Origin of the sequence: Sphingobium salicis subsp. salicis, from assembly GCF_049472635.1 — a bacterium.
Lineage (GTDB): Bacteria > Pseudomonadota > Alphaproteobacteria > Sphingomonadales > Sphingomonadaceae > Sphingobium > Sphingobium yanoikuyae_A.
Genome location: NZ_JAYRCS010000001.1, coordinates 739,810 through 756,446, shown reverse-complemented (window position 1 = coordinate 756,446; position 16,637 = coordinate 739,810). Strand labels below are relative to the sequence as shown.

At 65.6% G+C, this 16,637-nt stretch carries 19 protein-coding genes; 9 read left to right on the top strand and 10 right to left on the bottom strand.

The window, feature by feature from the left end:
• The first annotated feature begins 78 nt into the window (after positions 1–78).
• Entirely contained in the window at positions 79–1,461 is a 1,383-nt protein-coding gene (gene rimO / locus VHN57_RS03790; protein ID WP_423282822.1) for a 30S ribosomal protein S12 methylthiotransferase RimO, read from the top strand.
• Between the two features lie 78 nt (positions 1,462–1,539).
• Here rimO and VHN57_RS03785 read toward each other — a convergent pair whose 3' ends face one another.
• Together VHN57_RS03785 and VHN57_RS03780 are read right to left on the bottom strand one after the other, a co-directional pair.
• Complete coding sequence (locus VHN57_RS03785) at positions 1,540–2,382, bottom strand: DUF4163 domain-containing protein (RefSeq protein ID WP_278987745.1); 843 nt, start codon at positions 2,380–2,382, stop codon at positions 1,540–1,542.
• Entirely contained in the window at positions 2,382–2,582 is a 201-nt protein-coding gene (locus VHN57_RS03780) for a hypothetical protein (RefSeq protein ID WP_004211387.1), read from the bottom strand. Before VHN57_RS03780 ends, VHN57_RS03785 begins: the two co-directional genes overlap by 1 nt.
• 156 nt (positions 2,583–2,738) lie before the next feature.
• Between VHN57_RS03780 and VHN57_RS03775 the strand changes: the two genes are divergently transcribed.
• From VHN57_RS03775 to argC, 4 genes are all read left to right on the top strand, one after another.
• Positions 2,739–4,136: a leucyl aminopeptidase family protein gene (locus tag VHN57_RS03775; RefSeq protein WP_423282820.1), complete on the top strand. Its 1,398-nt coding sequence runs from the start codon at positions 2,739–2,741 to the stop codon at positions 4,134–4,136.
• Between the two features lie 63 nt (positions 4,137–4,199).
• Positions 4,200–4,607: a MarR family transcriptional regulator gene (locus VHN57_RS03770; protein WP_004211384.1), complete on the top strand. Its 408-nt coding sequence runs from the start codon at positions 4,200–4,202 to the stop codon at positions 4,605–4,607.
• Positions 4,567–5,475, top strand: coding sequence for a C40 family peptidase (locus VHN57_RS03765; RefSeq protein WP_125998313.1), 909 nt, complete (start codon positions 4,567–4,569; stop codon positions 5,473–5,475). The genes VHN57_RS03770 and VHN57_RS03765 overlap by 41 nt, the downstream gene beginning before the upstream one ends.
• Positions 5,472–6,416, top strand: a complete 945-nt coding sequence (argC, locus tag VHN57_RS03760; protein ID WP_423282817.1) for an N-acetyl-gamma-glutamyl-phosphate reductase — start codon at positions 5,472–5,474, stop codon at positions 6,414–6,416. Before VHN57_RS03765 ends, argC begins: the two co-directional genes overlap by 4 nt.
• A 71-nt stretch (positions 6,417–6,487) precedes the next feature.
• On the opposite strand, the gene VHN57_RS03755 is transcribed toward argC, so the two are convergent.
• Positions 6,488–6,691 (bottom strand): hypothetical protein, encoded by a 204-nt coding sequence (locus VHN57_RS03755; protein ID WP_004211380.1) that lies wholly within the window; start codon positions 6,689–6,691, stop codon positions 6,488–6,490.
• Between the two features lie 230 nt (positions 6,692–6,921).
• On the opposite strand from VHN57_RS03755, the gene VHN57_RS03750 reads away from it, so the two are divergent.
• From VHN57_RS03750 to VHN57_RS03740, 3 genes are all read left to right on the top strand, one after another.
• Positions 6,922–7,092: a hypothetical protein gene (locus VHN57_RS03750; RefSeq protein ID WP_010337933.1), complete on the top strand. Its 171-nt coding sequence runs from the start codon at positions 6,922–6,924 to the stop codon at positions 7,090–7,092.
• A gap of 61 nt (positions 7,093–7,153) precedes the next feature.
• On the top strand, positions 7,154–8,482 hold the full coding sequence (locus VHN57_RS03745) for a PQQ-dependent sugar dehydrogenase (RefSeq protein WP_423282815.1): 1,329 nt from the start codon (positions 7,154–7,156) through the stop codon (positions 8,480–8,482).
• Between the two features lie 128 nt (positions 8,483–8,610).
• A complete protein-coding gene (locus VHN57_RS03740; RefSeq protein WP_230588606.1) occupies positions 8,611–8,949 on the top strand; it encodes a hypothetical protein in 339 nt (112 codons plus the stop codon).
• A 3-nt stretch (positions 8,950–8,952) separates the two neighbouring features.
• Here VHN57_RS03740 and VHN57_RS03735 read toward each other — a convergent pair whose 3' ends face one another.
• The gene (locus VHN57_RS03735; RefSeq protein WP_004211373.1) at positions 8,953–9,768 is read right to left on the bottom strand and encodes an ATP-binding protein; all 816 of its coding nucleotides are present in this window, start codon (positions 9,766–9,768) and stop codon (positions 8,953–8,955) included.
• A gap of 110 nt (positions 9,769–9,878) precedes the next feature.
• Here VHN57_RS03735 and VHN57_RS03730 point away from each other — a divergent pair, with 110 nt between their 5' ends.
• A complete protein-coding gene (locus VHN57_RS03730; RefSeq protein WP_029547760.1) occupies positions 9,879–10,835 on the top strand; it encodes an L-threonylcarbamoyladenylate synthase in 957 nt (318 codons plus the stop codon).
• Positions 10,836–10,849: 14 nt separating this feature from the next.
• On the opposite strand, the gene VHN57_RS03725 is transcribed toward VHN57_RS03730, so the two are convergent.
• The 6 genes from VHN57_RS03725 to VHN57_RS03700 form a co-directional block, all read right to left on the bottom strand.
• Positions 10,850–11,116: a hypothetical protein gene (locus VHN57_RS03725; protein ID WP_278986541.1), complete on the bottom strand. Its 267-nt coding sequence runs from the start codon at positions 11,114–11,116 to the stop codon at positions 10,850–10,852.
• Between the two features lie 114 nt (positions 11,117–11,230).
• Positions 11,231–11,764, bottom strand: a complete 534-nt coding sequence (msrA, locus tag VHN57_RS03720; protein ID WP_004211369.1) for a peptide-methionine (S)-S-oxide reductase MsrA — start codon at positions 11,762–11,764, stop codon at positions 11,231–11,233.
• A 45-nt stretch (positions 11,765–11,809) separates the two neighbouring features.
• On the bottom strand, positions 11,810–13,531 hold the full coding sequence (locus VHN57_RS03715) for a long-chain-fatty-acid--CoA ligase (protein WP_026109646.1): 1,722 nt from the start codon (positions 13,529–13,531) through the stop codon (positions 11,810–11,812).
• Between the two features lie 148 nt (positions 13,532–13,679).
• Positions 13,680–14,363 (bottom strand): DUF1013 domain-containing protein, encoded by a 684-nt coding sequence (locus tag VHN57_RS03710; RefSeq protein ID WP_010337928.1) that lies wholly within the window; start codon positions 14,361–14,363, stop codon positions 13,680–13,682.
• 115 nt (positions 14,364–14,478) lie between these two features.
• Positions 14,479–15,507 (bottom strand): glycosyltransferase family 4 protein, encoded by a 1,029-nt coding sequence (locus tag VHN57_RS03705; protein WP_278986540.1) that lies wholly within the window; start codon positions 15,505–15,507, stop codon positions 14,479–14,481.
• 14 nt (positions 15,508–15,521) lie between these two features.
• Entirely contained in the window at positions 15,522–16,385 is an 864-nt protein-coding gene (locus VHN57_RS03700) for a UDP-2,3-diacylglucosamine diphosphatase (protein ID WP_278986539.1), read from the bottom strand.
• Between the last annotated feature and the right edge of the window lie 252 nt (positions 16,386–16,637).

Here is a 16,637-nt window from a genome sequence, read left to right as displayed (position 1 = left end):
CCATGGCGAAGGGCGCGTCCATCCGGGCGCGCCCTTTGTCTTTTCGGCTACCCCGTGACATTTGGCGCAAAAATCCCTATGTGCGCGCCGATCATGGCAACCAAAATCCCAGACGCGCCGAAGATCGGCATGGTTTCGCTCGGCTGTCCGAAGAATCTGGTCGACTCCGAACGTATCCTGACCAAGCTGCGTTCCGACGGCTATCAGATGTCCGCCGACTATGCCGGCGCCGACGTCGTGCTGGTCAACACCTGTGGCTTCCTCGATTCCGCCAAGGAGGAATCGCTCGAGGCGATCGGCGAGGCCATGGCCGAAAATGGCCGCGTCATCGTGACTGGCTGCATGGGTGACGAAGCGGACGTGATCCGTGCGAAATTCCCGCAGGTGCTGGCCGTCACCGGCGCGCATCAATATGAGCAGGTGGTCAATGCGGTGCATGACGCATCGCCGCCCATCCCCAACGCCTTTGTCGACCTGGTGCCCGAAGGCGGGCTGAAGCTCACCCCGCGCCATTACAGCTATCTGAAGATTTCAGAGGGCTGCAACCATCGCTGCTCCTTCTGCATCATCCCGTCGATCCGTGGCGACCTGGTGTCGCGCCGGATCGACGCGGTGCTGCGCGAGGCGGAAAAGCTGGTCGCGGCCGGCACCAAGGAGTTGCTGGTCATCAGCCAGGACACCTCGGCCTATGGCGTCGACACCCGCCACGAACCGCGCATGTGGAAGGGCCATGAGGTCCGCGCCCATATGACCGACATGGCGCGCGAACTGGGCCAGTTGCGCACCGCGGACGGCGTCGCCCCCTGGGTCCGCCTCCACTATGTCTATCCCTATCCCCATGTCGACCATGTCATCCCGCTGATGGCGCAAGGGCTGCTGACGCCCTATCTCGACATTCCCTTCCAGCATGCTTCACCGAGCGTGCTGAAGGCAATGAAGCGCCCGGCCAATGAGGCCAAGGTGCTGGATCGCATCCGCAAGTGGCGCGACATCTGCCCGGACATCGCGATCCGTTCCAGCTTCGTCGTCGGCTTCCCCGGCGAGACCGAGGCAGACTTCCAGTATCTGCTCGACTGGCTGGACGAGGCACAGCTCGACCGCGTCGGCGCCTTCCGCTTCGAGCCGGTCGAGGGCGCTGCCGCCAATGACCTGCCCGGCGCCGTGCCCGAAGAGGTCAAGGAAGAACGCTATCAGCGGATCATGGAAAAGACCGCCGCGATCAGCGCCGCCAAGCTGCAGGCCAAGGTCGGCCGGGTCATGCCGGTGATCATCGACGAGGTCGGCGAGCCCGACGAGGAAGATGGCAGCATCGGCGCCACCGCGCGCAGCCAGGCCGACGCGCCGGAAATCGACGGCAATGTCTTCCTGCGCGACGTCGGCGAAGGCCGCAAGGCGGGCGACATGTTCGACGTGCTGATCGAGGATGCCGACGATCACGACCTGTATGGCGTGCCGGCCTGAACAGGATCGTCATTGCGAGCGCAGCGACGCAATCCATGGATTGCCGGGGCGCTTCGCGCCTCGCAATGACGGCTATTCTCAGGGCCTGACGAACGCGTCCTGATATTCGGTCTTGATCGCCTTGTAGATCGCCGCATCGACCGGCAGCTTGATGTCATAGCTGCCCTCGGCATAAGGGCCGGCGCCATAGGGGCCGATCGTCACCTGGATGCCGTCGATCAACTTGCCGTCGCGCGATGTCGGCGCCAGCACCTGCTTCATCGGATCGATGCATTTGGTGAAGTCGTCATCGCCCGGCACCATCGGCGCGCCGCGCTTTTCCGCCCGCGCCCGGTCCAGCGCCTTGCAGAAACTGTCATGGATCGCCGCTGCAAAGGCCGCTTCGGAGGTCAGCAGCGCGCCGAAATCGGTTTCGCGCCGCCGCTCCCTGTCCCACAGCAGCGCTTCATAGCCGGTCATGCCATGGGCGCCGCCGGTATACATGTAATTGGCGGATTCGAGCGCCAAGAAGCGCGGCGTATCGGCCATCACGCTCCAGCGCGTCTCGCGGCTATGGGCGTGAAAAGGGAAGCCCGCCTTCCTGGCTGAGTCCCGGTCCTGCGTCGCCATCTTGAGCGCATCGGCCTTGTTCTCGGCCATGGCGCGGGCAAAGCGATCGACCAGCGTCGGGATTGCCGCCGCCTGCGCCGGATAGGCGTAGAGAAATTCCAGCAGCTCGGTCTTGTCCGACTGCTCAAATGGTTTGGCGGGTGGGACAGCGGGTCGCGTGGTCCCGGCCATGCGGTCGACGAAGGCGCGCATCGTCGCATTGGCGGGCATGTTGCCGCCGGGCGTGTCGTCCTCAGTCGATTTCGAGCAGCCGGACAGCAACAGGGCTGCGAGCAGCAGCCCCGTCGTCCCGTTCCCCCACCCTGCCCGCATCAGTGCGGCTTGGCCGTCAGGCAGCGTTCGCTGATCGCCTTGCGCGCATAGTCGCCGGCGAGCGCGCGATGGATATTGGGCCAGCCTTCGGCCACCAGCGCCTGCTCGACAGCATGGGCGTTGGCGAACTGGCCGCTTTCGGCCAGCGCGTAGGCGCGGGCGCGCAGCGCCTGCAGGCCGCTATTGTCGGAACGGATCATGGCTACTCTCCTTGTCGTCTGTTATGATCTGAAACCTAGGCACTCGGGCCACAATAGGCAAATGCCCTGACGGCCGGCCGGGTTTCCACCGGGACGAAAGAAGATGCAAAAAATGGCCCGTTCCCATGTGGAGCGCTTTCTCCTACATCCCTGTGCATGACCGAATTTGCCGACCTGCTCAAAGCCGATAATGGCCAGCCCGCCCGTTCCATCCAGCTGATCGAAGCGGCCGAACTGGACGCCTGGTTCACTGCCCAGCCCGAGCGGGTCCGTGCCCTGATCAGCGCCCAGAAATTCCACGCCAAGCCGAACGAATATGCGATCGTCCCCGGCGAGGGGCAGAGCGACTGGTCGGTCGTGGCCGGGGTGGCCAAGCGCGACGCGCTCGGCAGCTGGTGCCTGGCCAGATTGGCCGAGAGCCTGCCAGAGGGCGACTATCGCCTGGCCGAGGGCAGCACCGGCGCGGCGGCGCTGGGCTGGCTGACGGCGCAATATCGGTTCGAACGCTATCGCAAGGATGAGGGCGCGGCCGGGCCGCGCGTGCTGCTGACCGGCGACGTCGCCCGGATCGAGGCGATCGTGCAGCAGGCCGAGGCGGTCGCGCTGGTCCGCGACCTGGTGAACACGCCGGCCGCCGACATGGGGCCGCAGGATCTGGAAGATGCCGTGCGCCAGCTGGCGCAGGCCCATGGCGGCGACGTGCAGGTGACGCGCGGCGACGCGCTGGAGCAGGGTTTCCCGATGATCCACGCCGTCGGCAAGGCGGCGGACAAGAGCTTTGCCCCGCGCCTCATCGAAATGAGCTGGGGCGATCCCAGTGCGCCGCGCATCGCCGTGGTCGGCAAGGGCATCTGCTTCGACAGCGGCGGCCTCGACATCAAGCCATCATCGGGCATGCGCCTGATGAAAAAGGATATGGGCGGCGCGGCCCATGCGATCGCGCTGGCCCGGCTGATCATCGGCGCGCGCCTGCCGGTGCGGCTGCACCTGCTGGTGCCGACCGCCGAAAATGCCATCAGCGGCAATGCCTTCCGCCCCGGCGACATATTGCGCAGCCGGCAGGGGCTGACGGTGGAGATCGGCAATACCGACGCCGAGGGGCGGCTGGTGCTGGGCGACGCGCTGACCCGCGCGGGTGAGGAAAAGCCCGAGCTGATCGTGGATTTCGCGACCCTGACCGGCGCGGCGCGCGTCGCCGTCGGCCCGGACCTGCCGGCGCTGTTCACCAATGACGAGGCGCTGGCGACCGACATCGCGGCGGCCGGCACGGCGGTCGACGACCCGACCTGGCGCCTGCCGCTGTGGGACGGCTATTATGACATGCTGAAGTCCGACATCGCCGACCTGAACAATGCCGGCGAAGGTGGCTTTGCCGGCGCCGTGACTGCCGCCCTGTTCCTGCAGCGCTTCGTGCCCGAGGACACGGCCTGGATCCACCTCGACACCTTCGCCTGGCGACCGGCGGCCCGTCCGGGCCGGCCCAAGGGCGGCGAGGCCCTGGGCCTGCGCGCGGTCTTCCGCCTGCTCCAGCAACGCTATGACGGCGCACGATAGCCAAACTGCAATATCCTGCGATCCGTTACGCAACCGGATTGGCTATCATGCGTTAGGGGGGGCATGAACGCGCTCGCTTCCCCGCAACAGGCCGCCCAGATCGACCGTCCCGGCATACAGCCGCTCAGCCAGTGGATGCGGACCCTGGTGGATTATGTGCGGTCGGGAAAACCCGACCTCACCAACCGCCAGATGGCCCTGATGCTGACCGTCTATATCGGCGATGGCCCGCATACCGTGCGCGGCTTGGCCGAACAGCTGCATGTGTCCAAGCCGGTCATCACTCGCGCGCTGAACAAGCTTTCGGCGCTCGGCTATCTCCGACGAGAGCGGGATGCGGCCGATCGGCGCAATATTTTCATCACCCGCACGTCGAAGGGCGCGGAATTCCTTGACGCCTTTCACCATTTCATCGCAGGAACCGCGCGCGATGACAGGCCAGATCAACACCACGCGGAACGCACCGCCTGAAAGAACCCGGTTCAAGCTGGACGGCAGATCCGTAGCGCTCGACCACCGCGTCCATGCGGCGCGTGGCGACCTTGCGGACATCTCGCTCGCCGGCGTGCTCTTTTCCGCCCATTATGCACGCGCGGTCGAACTGACCTGCGTGGCGCCCGGCGCGCCGATCCTGTCCCAACCCTCGCACAATGCCGAGGCGGTCAGCGAATTGCTGCGCGGCGAAAGCTTCCATGCGCTCGACGTCACGACCGACTGGGCCTGGGGCTTTTGCGGGCATGACGGCTATGTCGGCTATATCCGCCGCGACGCGCTGGACGTGAAGGAAGCGGTCAGCCACCGCATCGTCAACCAGAGCGCGCCGCTGTTCAGCCGCGCGGACATCAAGGCGCCGATCGCCGATCACTGGCCGCTGGGCGCCCGCTTCGGCGGCGAGGCCGAGGACAGCTTCCTCGCGACCGGCGACGGCTTCATCCATGGCCGCCATGCCGCCCCGCTCGACTCGCGGGAAAGCGACTGGGTCGCGGTGGCGCAGCGCTATCTGGGCCAGCCCTATGTCTGGGGCGGCCGTGGCCATCGCGGCATCGACTGTTCGGGCCTGGTGCAGGTTGCGCTGGGCGAATGCGGCATCGCCGTGCCGCGCGACACCGACCTGCAGTGCGAGGGCATTGGCGCGCCGATCGAGGCGAGCGCGCCGTTGCAGCGCGGCGACCTGATCTTCTTCCCCGGCCATGTCGGGATCATGACCGACGCCACCCATATGCTGCACGCCAACGCCCATTGGATGGCCGTGGTGGTCGAGCCGCTGGCCGATGTCGTCGCCCGGCTGGCGCCCGACCATGAACAGCCGATCATCGCGCGGCGGAGGATTGCCCCATGACGACGAAGATCTTCATCGACGGCGGCCATGGCACCACCGGCATCGAGATTGCCGATCGGCTGGCCGACCGGCCCGAACTGTCGCTGATCACGGTCGATGAAAAGGATCGCCGCAACATGGCGGCCCGGCGCGACGCGCTGAACGCGGCCGACATCGTGATCCTGTGCCTGCCCGACGATGCCGCGCGCGAATCCGTGTCGATGATCGACAATGACCGCACCCGCGTGATCGACGCATCGACCGCGCACCGCGTCGCCGACGGCTGGACCTATGGCTTCCCCGAACTGGAACCGGGCCATCGCGAGCGACTGGCCAACAGCCGCTTCGTCGCCAATCCAGGCTGCTGGCCGACCGGCTTTCTGGGCCTGGTCCGTCCGCTGGTGCTGGCCGGCCTGCTGCCGGCCGACTGGCCGGTGACGGTATCGGGCGCATCGGGCTATTCGGGCGGCGGCAAGGCGATGATCGCGGAATATGAGGGCGCCGAGGGCGCGCCGACCGCCTTCCGCGCCTATGGCCTGAGCCTGGCGCACAAACATGTGCCGGAAATGACCCGCTATTCGGGTCTGGCCCATCCGCCGCTGTTCGCGCCGGCCGTCGCCAATGCCTATCGCGGCATGCTGGTGGAAGTGCCGCTGCAGCTGCGCGCCATGCCCGGCACGCCATCGCCGGCGGACATCCATGCCGCGCTGGCCGCCGCCTATGAAGGATCGCCGATCGTCAGCGTGACGCCCTTGGCCGACAGCAGCGCCATGGCACAGATTGAGGTCGAGCATGTCGGCGCGACCGATAGCCTGTCTCTGTCGGTGTTCGGCAATGCGCAGAGCGGACAGGCCCGCCTGGTCGCAACGCTCGACAATCTGGGCAAGGGGGCGGCGGGCGCCGCCGTGCAGAATCTCAATATCCTGGCCGGCCTGCCGGAAACTGCCGGCATGCGGCTCTAAAGCGCCTTCAGCCAGACAGCAAAAAGGGCCGGCGCGTTCCATGACGCTCCGGCCCTTTTGCGTTCAGGCGATCAGTGGATCGTGCCGAGCGGCTGGTGATGGGCGAGCAGCACGATCAGCCGCTCGATCTGGCGCCAGTGGCAGAAATGGATGTGGTTGCCGAGGTCGCGGCTGCGATCGGCCCGCGCCGCCGCCTCATAGCCGGCATTGGCGCCGAAGGTCGCGATCAGTTCCGTCGCATCCTCATAGCTCTTTCGATCCGAAAGATATGGCATGTGCATGCGACCCCCGATTTTTGCGCGCCCTTTCCCCTCCCCTATCAACCCCTATGCCAGTTTGGTGCTTTGGCGCAGCAGGCCGAGAACGAAGGTGAACAGCCGGTTAGCCAAGTCCCGCAGCGGGACAGGCGCGCCATTTCGGGACGCCCGCCGTTCCGATCCGGGACAGGGGAGACGCAGGCGACAAGCGACTGGCCATGGGCGGCGGGCCATGGCAAGGATGGACCATGAACAAGGCGAAGAATCCGACCGGCGCGGGCGCCATCATCGCATTGCTGATCATGGCCGGGGCGATCGGCGGCGGCCTGCTGGGACAGCCCAGCATCGGCCTGCTGGTCGGCACCGGAGCCGGCATCCTGATCGCCCTGCTGCTGTGGCTGCGCGAACGAAAGGCTTAACTAACCACCCGCGCAACGGAGCGCCTTGCCGGGCGTCGCATCGCCGCATAGATGTGGCGACATGAAGAAGCATTTCATCGCCATCCCCCTCGGCGCGCTGGTCATTGCCGGCGGCGCCTTCCTCTACTTCGCGCAGGGCGACACGGCCCAGTTGCCGGCCGGTGCCGATGTCGGCCGGGAACCGCGCTTCACCACGCCGCGCAACGAGTTTTTCCCGACCGTTAACATCGCCGAGGTCAAGCCGTGGAAGGCTGGAGAGAAGCCGGTCGCGGCCAAGGGTCTGGTGGTCGAGCGCTTTGCCGAGGGGCTGAGCCATCCGCGATCGCTGCTGCGCCTGCCCAATGGCGACATATTGACGGCCGAGACCAACAGCCAGCCCCGCCCGCAGACCGGCATCGTCAGCCGGGTGATGAATTTCCTGATGAACAAGGCCGGCGCCGGCGTCCCCTCGCCCGACCGCATCAGCCTGCTGCGCGACACCGATGGCGACGGCAAGGCGGACACCAAGACGGTGTTCCTGAGCGGCCTCTATTCGCCCTATGGCATGGCGCTGATCGGCGACACCCTCTATGTCGCCAACACCAATGCGCTGATGGCCTTTCCCTATAAGGAAGGCGAAACCAAGATCAGCGACAAGGGGCGCAAGATCCTGAACCTGCCCGCCCAGGCGCCAAACATGCACTGGACCCGCAGCCTGACCGTCGGCCCCAACGGGCTGCTCTATGTCGGCGTCGGATCGAACAGCAATATCGGCGAAAATGGCCTGGAAAGCGAAGCGAACCGCGCCGCCGTGCTGGAGGTCAATCCCAAGACCGGCGACTATCGCATCTATGCGTCGGGCCTGCGCAACCCGGTCGGCTTGGCGTTCGAACCCAGGAGCGGTGTGCTGTGGGGCGTGGTCAATGAGCGCGACATGCTGGGCGGCGACCTGGTCCCCGACTATCTGACCCGCGTCGAATTCGGCGCCTTCTATGGCTGGCCGTGGAATTACTGGGGCGGCTATGAGGATCGCCGGGTCCAGCCGCAGCGGCCGGAAATCCGCGAATATACCAAGCGCCCCGACTATGCGCTGGGCAATCATGTCGCGCCGCTGGGCCTGAGCTTCTCCAAGGATGCGCAGCTTGGCGCCGCCTATGGCAATGGCGCCTTTGTCGGCCTGCATGGCAGCTGGAACCGCAAGCCGGCCGCCGGCTACAAGGTCGTGTTCATTCCGTTCGAGGATAATGGCGAAGTCGGCAAGGCCAAGCCGACCGACGTGCTGACCGGATTCCTGGACGCGCAGGGCGCGGCGCGTGGCCGCCCGGTCGACGTGACCGTGGACGCCAAGGGCGCACTGCTGGTGGCGGACGATGTCGGCGGTGTCGTCTGGCGGGTGACCCGCGCACAATAATCATGGCTCGCCCGGCCGATGCGTCGAAAAAACTTGTTCGCAAGACCAGACGCTTAATTTCGGCCGGGCAACAGCCGGGATATATTGCCCCGTTCGCGCGCTGATGCGTCATGCGACAGGCGTCCAAGATGAAACCGATCGAACCGGCGGAGCTATATCAGCTGCGGGCGGACAGCGCGCGGCGATCCCTTCATCACTTGCGCATGGAAGCGCTGGGCCAGCCGGACCGACGACAAGGCTATGATCTGGAGCATGACCGCCGGCTGGCGGAAATGTATTTCAACACCTTCGCCGCGCTCGCCCACCGACAGCGTCACAGCGACACGCTGAGCCTGGCCCGCGTCATCAAGACGATGGCCGATGCCGCGCCGCTGTGCGACACCGCCGTCGATCCGCCGCGTTGCCGCAAGGAACTGGACCGACTGGTCGACGAATTTCTGAGCCTGGCCGAAAAGGATGGCGACTGAGAATCAGACCGAGAGGCCGTGACGGCCGGCGAGTTCGACCACATATTGCCAGGCGACACGGCCCGAGCGGCTGCCCCGCTGCGTCGCCCACTGGATCGCGTCGAGCGGCTCGACACTGAGACCCAGCGCCTGGGCATAGCCCTCAACAATGGCGACATAGGCATCCTGGTCGAGCGCATGGAAGCCGAGGCTGAGGCCGAACCGGTCCGACAGCGCCATCTTGTCATCGACCACGTCGCGCGGATTGATCGGATCATCCTGTTCCGACAGGTTGCGCGGCACGATATGGCGGCGGTTGGACGTCACATAGAGGCGGACATTGGCCGGACGCGCGGCGGTGCCGCCCTGGAGCAGCGAGCGCAACGCACGAGCATCGCCCACGCCCTCGTCAAAGCCCAGATCGTCAAGGAACAGGATGAAGGGCCGGGTCGTGCTGCGCAGCAGGGTGAAGAGCGCCGGCAGGCTGGCCAGTTCGTCGATCGCGCATTGCAGCAGGGCGATGTCCTGCCCTTCCGCCTGCAGCTTGCCGACCACCGAGGCCACGGTCGCCGACTTGCCGGTGCCGCGCGCGCCCCACAGCAACACGTCATGCGCGGCATGGCCGGCGGCATGGCGGCGGCTATTGTCCAGCAGCGCGCTCTTCTGCGCATCGATGCCGGTCAGCAGATCATAATCCACCGGGTCGAACGCATCCACCGCGCGGATCGCCACTCCGTCCCACACATAGGCAGGAGCAGCCGCAAGGTCGGCAGAGGAAGCCGGCGGCGGCGCAAGCCGTTCCAGCGCTTCGGCGATACGGGTCAGCAGGGCGTCGTTCATGGCGCGGGATTAGCCGGGCCGCGCCGTTGCGGCAAGCTTTGCCAACAATGTCATGTCACTGTCGCAATGGCCTTTTACTGCAGCGTTCCGGGGTCTATATCGCGGGGGTCGTGACTATCCCAAATCCAGCCTTTTCCACCAGGGTCTGCCGCTATGGCGCGGAAGCGCTTCGCGAGGCAGCCTTGCTGATCCGCGCCGGCGAGCCCGTCGCCGTTCCTACCGAAACCGTCTATGGCCTGGCGGCCGATGCCACCGATTCCCAGGCGGTCGCGGGCATCTACAGCGCCAAGGGGCGGCCCAGCTTCAACCCGCTGATCGTCCATGTCGCCGACATGGAGATGGCGCGGCGGCTGGCCGATTTCTCGCCCCAGGCGGAGCAGCTTGCCGCCCGCTTCTGGCCGGGCGCGCTGACCATGGTGCTGCCGGTGCGGGCCGATAGCGGCCTGTCGCCGCTGGTGATGGCCGGCCTGCCGACCGTGGCGCTGCGCCTGCCGGCCCATCCCGCGATGCGCGCGCTGATCCGCGAGAGTGGCCGGCCGCTGGCGGCGCCTTCGGCCAATCGCAGCGGATCGATCAGCCCCAGCCGGGCCGAGCATGTGCTGGCGAGCCTCAACGGCAAGATCCGCATGATCCTGGACGAAGGCCCGACCAGCGAAGGGCTGGAATCGACCATCGCCGCCCCCGAAGCGGACCGCATCCGCCTGCTCCGCCCCGGCCCGGTCACGGCCGCGATGCTGGAGGAGGCCAGCGGCCTGCCGGTTATCACGGGGAAGGACAATGCGAAGATCGAAGCGCCCGGCCAGCTCGAAAGCCATTATGCGCCATCGAAGCCGGTACGGCTCAACGCGCTGCGGGCGGAGAAGGATGAATATCTGATCGGCTTCGGGCTGATGCCCTGCCATCTGAACCTGAGCGTCGATGCGGATCTGCGCGAGGCGGCAGCCAATCTGTTCGCGGCGCTGCACGTCGCCGACGCCAGCACCCAGGAGCGGATCGCGGTCGCGCCCATCCCCGACGAGGGGATCGGCACCGCCATCAACGACCGGTTACGCCGCGCCGCGGCCTGACCGATCGATCCGGCTCAGTCGCAATTGTCGTAGCCGGCCTTGCGGCATTCGCGGCGGCGCTGTTCGTCGGCCTTCTTGCGCGCCTTGCCTTCCTCGGCCTCCTGCTTGCGCATCTTGCGGCCATAATTGCGGTCGGCCTCGTCCTGGCTGGTCGTCGCCCAGTCGGCCGCCTGCGCGCCTGCGCGCACCGGCAGGGTCACGATATCCACCGCGGTCCTGGCAATACAGCCCGGCAGCATCAGTAGCATCGCCGGCGCCAGCAGCATGATCGTCCTGGTCATTCTCAAAGTCCCCCGACTCATCCGTTGCGCTGCATCTGCCATGGTCGACATTAACCATAAGCTAAGAACGCGGCGAAACGGGACGAGCCGTCGGGAAATCGGCCAGGCCGAGGATTATTCCTCGATACGTGCGGCAAAACCCTTGCGCAGCTTGGCCAGCTTGGGCGGGATCACCGCCATGCAATAGGGATTCTGGTCGCCGACCCGCTCCCAATATTTCTGGTGATAGTCTTCGGCCGGATACCAGGGGGCGTCCGCCTCGATCGCGGTCACGACCGGATCGACCTGGTCCACCTGCGCCCGCGCGATGCCGGCCAGCGCCTCGGCCTGCTGCTCGGCCGAATGGGGGAAGATCGCCGAACGATATTGCGTCCCGATGTCGTTGCCCTGGCGGTTCAGCGTCGTCGGATTGTGGGTGGCGAAGAAGATGTCGAGCAGGTCGGCATAGCTGATGACGGCCGGGTCGAAGGCGATGCGGATCGCTTCGGCATGGCCGGTGTTGCCGGTGCAGACCTCCTCATAGGTCGGATCGACCTTGGTCCCCCCGATATAGCCGCTCTGGACCGATTCCACGCCCTTGAGCGTCTGGTAGACTGCTTCCGTACACCAGAAGCAGCCACCAGCCAGCGTTGCGATTTCCTGCGCCATATATCGATAATCCTTATCCAGCTTTGGCGCGCTAGATAGGCGCAATCAGGCCGCGGTTCCAGTCTGCGCCGCATTCTGCGCCATCGCCTGTTCGGCCTTGGCCCGTTCTTCGGCGACCAGTTCCTTGCGCGACAGCTTGCCGACCAGCGTCTTGGGCAGGCTGGCCCGCACCTCGACCTCGCAGACCCGCTCATGCTTGCCCAGTTGCGGGTTGAGCCAGTCCTTGAGGCCCGGCCCGTCGATCGTCGCGCCTTCGTTCAGGGTCACGAACGCCTTGGGCTGCTCGCCGCGATAGCGGTCGGGCACGCCGATCACCAACGCCTCCTTCACCGATTCATGATGATAGAGGACCGATTCCACCTGGCTCGGGAAGACCTTGAAGCCACCGACGGCGATCATGTCCTTGAGCCGATCGACGATCCGCACATAGCCGTCGTCATCAACCTCGCCAACGTCACCCGTGCGCAGGAACTCGCCCACGAACACCTGCGCATCCGCATCCGGCCGGTTCCAATAGCCCTTCATGATCTGCGGACCAGCGAACATCAGTTCGCCCGGCTCGCCTTCTGGCGGGGGCTGGGTCGGATCCTCGCGGCTGACGATCTTGACGCGGGTGCCCGGCACGGGCTGGCCGACGGTGCCGGTCTTGTTCAACCCCTCATAGGGGTTGGCGCAGACGATCGGGCTGGTTTCGGTGAGGCCATAGCCCTCGATCAGGCGCGCGCCGGTCACCGCCTCGAACTTCTGCTTCACCTCCATCGGCAGCGGCGCGCCGCCCGAGATGCAGGTGCGCAGCGACGAGAAATCGATGTTCGGCAGGGCCGGATGATCGAGCAGCGCCTGATACATGGTCGGCACGCCGGGCAGCGACGTCGCCTTGGTCCGCTGCACGGCCGAGAGCACCTGCACCGCCTCGAACCGGGGCAGCATCACCATCTCGCCACCATTCATCACGGTCCGGTTCAGCGTGCAGGTATTGGCGAAGACGTGGAAGAAGGGCAGCACCGCGATGATGCGGTCGTCACCCTCGCCCGCATGCGGGTCGATCCCTTGCGCCTGGCGCGCATTGGCGGTCAGATTCTGGTGGGTCAGCATCGCGCCCTTGGGCGTGCCGGTGGTGCCGCCGGTATATTGCAGCAGCGCGACGTCATTGACCGGATCGATGTCGGCCACGATGCATTCGCCGGAATTGGCGATCAGCCGGTCGTAGCGGATGACGCGCGGATCATGCGGCAGCGGCGTCGTCTCGCCGCGCTTGAACAGGCGGAAGAGGATGCTCTTGGCAGTCGGCAGCACCTCGGCGATCGAACCGACAACCAGCTTTTCGAGGCTGCTATTGTCCAGCACCTTGAGCGCGGTCGGCAGCAGTGCCTTGGCCGACAGGGTGAACAGGATCTTGGTGCCGCTATCCTCGACCTGGTGCTCCAGTTCGGCGGCGGTGTAGAGGGGGGAGAAGTTGACGACGATCGCGCCGGCCAGCAGCGCGCCATAATAGGCCGCGACATAATGGGGGGTGTTGGGCAGGTAGAGACCGACCCGATCCCCCTTCTTCACGCCCATGGCCTGCAAACCACAGGCGATGCGCCTGATGTCGTCCATCATCGCGCCATAGCTGAACTTGCGCCCCATGAAGTCGATCATGTGGGCTTGCGGGTGGGCGGTGGCGCTCTGCGTTACCATGTCCCCCATCGACATCGGCGGGAACGTCTGCTCCCACGGCGTAGGGTGCTGATAATGCTCGCGCCAGATCTTTTCTCTGCTCTCCATTTACAGAAGTGTAAGTGGCCCGAGCGCTTTACGCAAGCGTCAACCTGTGTCTGGATTGTAGCAAAAAGGCCGCGCCGGAAAGCCGGCGCGGCCCTTGAAAATGCTGCATTGCAGCGGGTCAGAAAGAGCGTCGGATGACGCTACGTCTTCAGACCTCGCCCTTGTTGCTGCTGAACGGATCGAGGATCGTCGCGGCGCCCGAAATCAGCTCGGACTCGCTCTTGAGCGCCTGCTCGATGCGGCGCGCATTGTCCTCGCGCTCGCGGCGCAGTTCCTCGATCAGCGCCTCGCGATCGCCATCCAGACGCGAATCGGTCGGCATCTCGATGCCGGCCTTCTTCGCCGCCTTGCTGACCAGCGCATCCAGTTCGCGCTGCGAGCACAGGCCCAGCGTCACCGGATCCTTGGGCGTGATGTTGCTGATGTTCCAGTGGCTGCGATCGCGGATCGCGGCGATGGTGGTGCGGGTGGTGCCGATCAGCTTGCCGATCGCGCCGTCCGAAATCTCCGGATGGTTGCGCAGGATCCAGGCGATGCCATCGGGCTTGTCCTGGCGCTTGCTGACCGGGGTGTAGCGCGGGCCCTTGGTGCGGCGGACCGGCTCGGGGCCCTTCAGCATCTTGAGCTTATAGTCGGGATTGCTCTCGCCCTTGTGGATTTCGTCCATGGTGATTTCATGGGCGCGCACCGGATCGCGGCCGGTATATTTGATGCCGGCAGTGTCATCGGCGATGGCCTGGACTTCCAGGATGTGGAGCCCGCAAAATTCCGCGATCTGGTCGAAGCTCAGAGCGCTATTGTCGACCAGCCAGCTGGCGGTCGCATGGGGCATGAGGGGCTGGGACACGGGGTCTTCTCCGGCTCTAAAAACGATAAGGGCCGCCCAAGCAGGGCGGCCACGACATGTCAGGGATAGAGCATCGCGGGGCTTGCGGCAAGGAAAAGCGTCAGGCGGCGCTGTCCATCACCACCGGATCGATCGGATGCAATCCGGCCAGGAATTCCTGCGCGCTGCGTTCCCAACTGAAGCTGCGGCCGTAGGCGGCGCAGGCCGCCCGATCGCACAGCAGCGCGGCGGCGATGGCATCTTCCAGCCGCTCCGACAGCGCGCCGGTTTCCGGCGTGACGATATCGATTGGCCCGGTGACCGGATAGGCCGCGACCGGCGTACCGGCGGCCAGCGCCTCGATCATCACCAGCCCGAACGTGTCGGTGCGGCTGGGGAAGACGAACACATCCGCGCCGGCATAGATCGCCGCCAGATCGGCACCGAACTGCGCACCCAGGAAACGGGCATCGGGATAGGCCCGTTCCAGCGCCCCGCGCGCCGGGCCGTCGCCCACGATCACCTTGGTTCCGGGATGCTCGCTGGCCAGAAAGGCCTCGAGATTCTTCTCGACCGCGACCCGGCCGACATAGAGCTGGATCGGGCGCGGCAAGTCCGCCAGCAGGGCCGAGGGGGCGACATCCCCGGCAAAGGTGTTGAGGTCCACGCCCCTGCCCCATTTGCGGACATTGGCGACGCCATGGGCACGCAATTGCTGCCGCACCGACCGGGTCGACACCAGCACCGCCTGCGCCGGGCCATGGAACCAGCGAATATAGCGCCAGAACCAGGCCGCCGGCAGGCCGGTGCGCTGCGACACATAATCGGGGAAATGGGTGTGATAGGCGGTGGTGAAGGGCACATTGCCGCGCAGGCACCAGCGCCGGGCGGCAAAGCAGAGCGGTCCTTCGGTCGCCAGATGGACGGCATCGGGACGGAAGGCGGTAATCGCCTGCCCCACCACGCCCGATCGCACCAGTGCCAGCCGGATTTCCGGATAGGTCGGACAGGGAATGGAGCCATAGAGATCGGGCGAGATCACCTTCACCTCATGGCCCATATGCTCCAGTTCGGCCTGGATCGTCTGCAGCGTGCGCACCACGCCATTGACCTGCGGCGTCCAGGCGTCGGTGACGATCGCGATCCGCATGGCCCCTCTCCGCGTCAGGCCGCCATCAGCGCCGGCGTCTTTTCGCCGCGCTTGGCGATCTCGTCTGCCCAGTGCAGTACCTCCATCGCCCCGCTGGCATGTTCGACCAGCGCGGTGCAGCCCTCCACCCAGTCGCCATCATTATAATATTCGATGCCCTCAATCTCGCGCATCTCGGCATTGTGAATATGGCCGCACACCACGCCGTCGACGCCGCGCGCGCCAGCTTCATGCGCCACCACTTCCTCGAAGCGGGAGATGAAGGACACGGCATTCTTGACCTTGTGCTTGGCCATCTTGGACAGTGACCAATAAGGCAGGCCCATGCGCCGGCGCACCGCGTTGACCACCACGTTGAGGCGCATCAGGGTGGTGTATGCCGCGTCCCCCACGAAGGCGAGCCAGCGATGCGCCAGCATGATCGTGTCGAACTCGTCGCCATGCAGCACCAGCAGCTTGCGCCCGTCGGCGGTCTCGTGGATCGCCTTGCGGCGGATCTCGACCCCGCCGAAGTTCATGCCGGTGAACTGGCGGAACATCTCGTCATGATTGCCGGGAATATAGACGACGCGCGTGCCGCGCTTGGCCCGCTTCATGATCCGCCACAGCACGTCATTATGCGCGGCGGGCCAGTAGAAGCGCTTCTTGAGCCGCCAGCCATCAATGATGTCGCCGACCAGATAGATGGTGTCACTGTCGACGCTGTCCAGGAAATCGATCAGCATCGTCGCGTTGCAGCCGCGCGTGCCCAGATGGATGTCGGAAATCCAGATGGTGCGATAGCGGCGACGCGCGCCGTCCCGTTCGGGGATGTGGAAGCGGTCGTCAGCCCCCTCTTCCAGTTCGCTCAGGAAGGGCAAGCGCGTGATGGCGTCCATGTCTACGTCCTCAAGGGCTGTTGTCCTTGAGGCCGAATCCTTAGCGCCGCTCTGTTACAACTCCGCACCGAATATGACGGAAATGCTACGTTTCATTCATAACGCACATTGCGAAACACATTGACTAAGCGGCAAAAATAATGACCTGCCGCCGGCCCACACCTCCCCTGCAAGCAAGAAAACATACCATAACGATTGACTTGAGACCTTTACCGCGACTTTCTCCAGCAAATTCAAATGTGGTCAACGGGC

Coding starts and splice junctions, on each gene's coding strand:
- rimO (WP_423282822.1), top strand. CDS start 79: ATGTGCGCGCCGATCATGGCAACCAAAATCCCAGACGCGCCGAAGATC.
- VHN57_RS03785 (WP_278987745.1), bottom strand. CDS start 2,382: ATGCGGGCAGGGTGGGGGAACGGGACGACGGGGCTGCTGCTCGCAGCC.
- VHN57_RS03780 (WP_004211387.1), bottom strand. CDS start 2,582: ATGATCCGTTCCGACAATAGCGGCCTGCAGGCGCTGCGCGCCCGCGCC.
- VHN57_RS03775 (WP_423282820.1), top strand. CDS start 2,739: ATGACCGAATTTGCCGACCTGCTCAAAGCCGATAATGGCCAGCCCGCC.
- VHN57_RS03770 (WP_004211384.1), top strand. CDS start 4,200: ATGAACGCGCTCGCTTCCCCGCAACAGGCCGCCCAGATCGACCGTCCC.
- VHN57_RS03765 (WP_125998313.1), top strand. CDS start 4,567: ATGACAGGCCAGATCAACACCACGCGGAACGCACCGCCTGAAAGAACC.
- argC (WP_423282817.1), top strand. CDS start 5,472: ATGACGACGAAGATCTTCATCGACGGCGGCCATGGCACCACCGGCATC.
- VHN57_RS03755 (WP_004211380.1), bottom strand. CDS start 6,691: ATGCCATATCTTTCGGATCGAAAGAGCTATGAGGATGCGACGGAACTG.
- VHN57_RS03750 (WP_010337933.1), top strand. CDS start 6,922: ATGAACAAGGCGAAGAATCCGACCGGCGCGGGCGCCATCATCGCATTG.
- VHN57_RS03745 (WP_423282815.1), top strand. CDS start 7,154: ATGAAGAAGCATTTCATCGCCATCCCCCTCGGCGCGCTGGTCATTGCC.
- VHN57_RS03740 (WP_230588606.1), top strand. CDS start 8,611: ATGAAACCGATCGAACCGGCGGAGCTATATCAGCTGCGGGCGGACAGC.
- VHN57_RS03735 (WP_004211373.1), bottom strand. CDS start 9,768: ATGAACGACGCCCTGCTGACCCGTATCGCCGAAGCGCTGGAACGGCTT.
- VHN57_RS03725 (WP_278986541.1), bottom strand. CDS start 11,116: ATGACCAGGACGATCATGCTGCTGGCGCCGGCGATGCTACTGATGCTG.
- msrA (WP_004211369.1), bottom strand. CDS start 11,764: ATGGCGCAGGAAATCGCAACGCTGGCTGGTGGCTGCTTCTGGTGTACG.
- VHN57_RS03715 (WP_026109646.1), bottom strand. CDS start 13,531: ATGGAGAGCAGAGAAAAGATCTGGCGCGAGCATTATCAGCACCCTACG.
- VHN57_RS03710 (WP_010337928.1), bottom strand. CDS start 14,363: ATGCCCCATGCGACCGCCAGCTGGCTGGTCGACAATAGCGCTCTGAGC.
- VHN57_RS03705 (WP_278986540.1), bottom strand. CDS start 15,507: ATGCGGATCGCGATCGTCACCGACGCCTGGACGCCGCAGGTCAATGGC.
- VHN57_RS03700 (WP_278986539.1), bottom strand. CDS start 16,385: ATGGACGCCATCACGCGCTTGCCCTTCCTGAGCGAACTGGAAGAGGGG.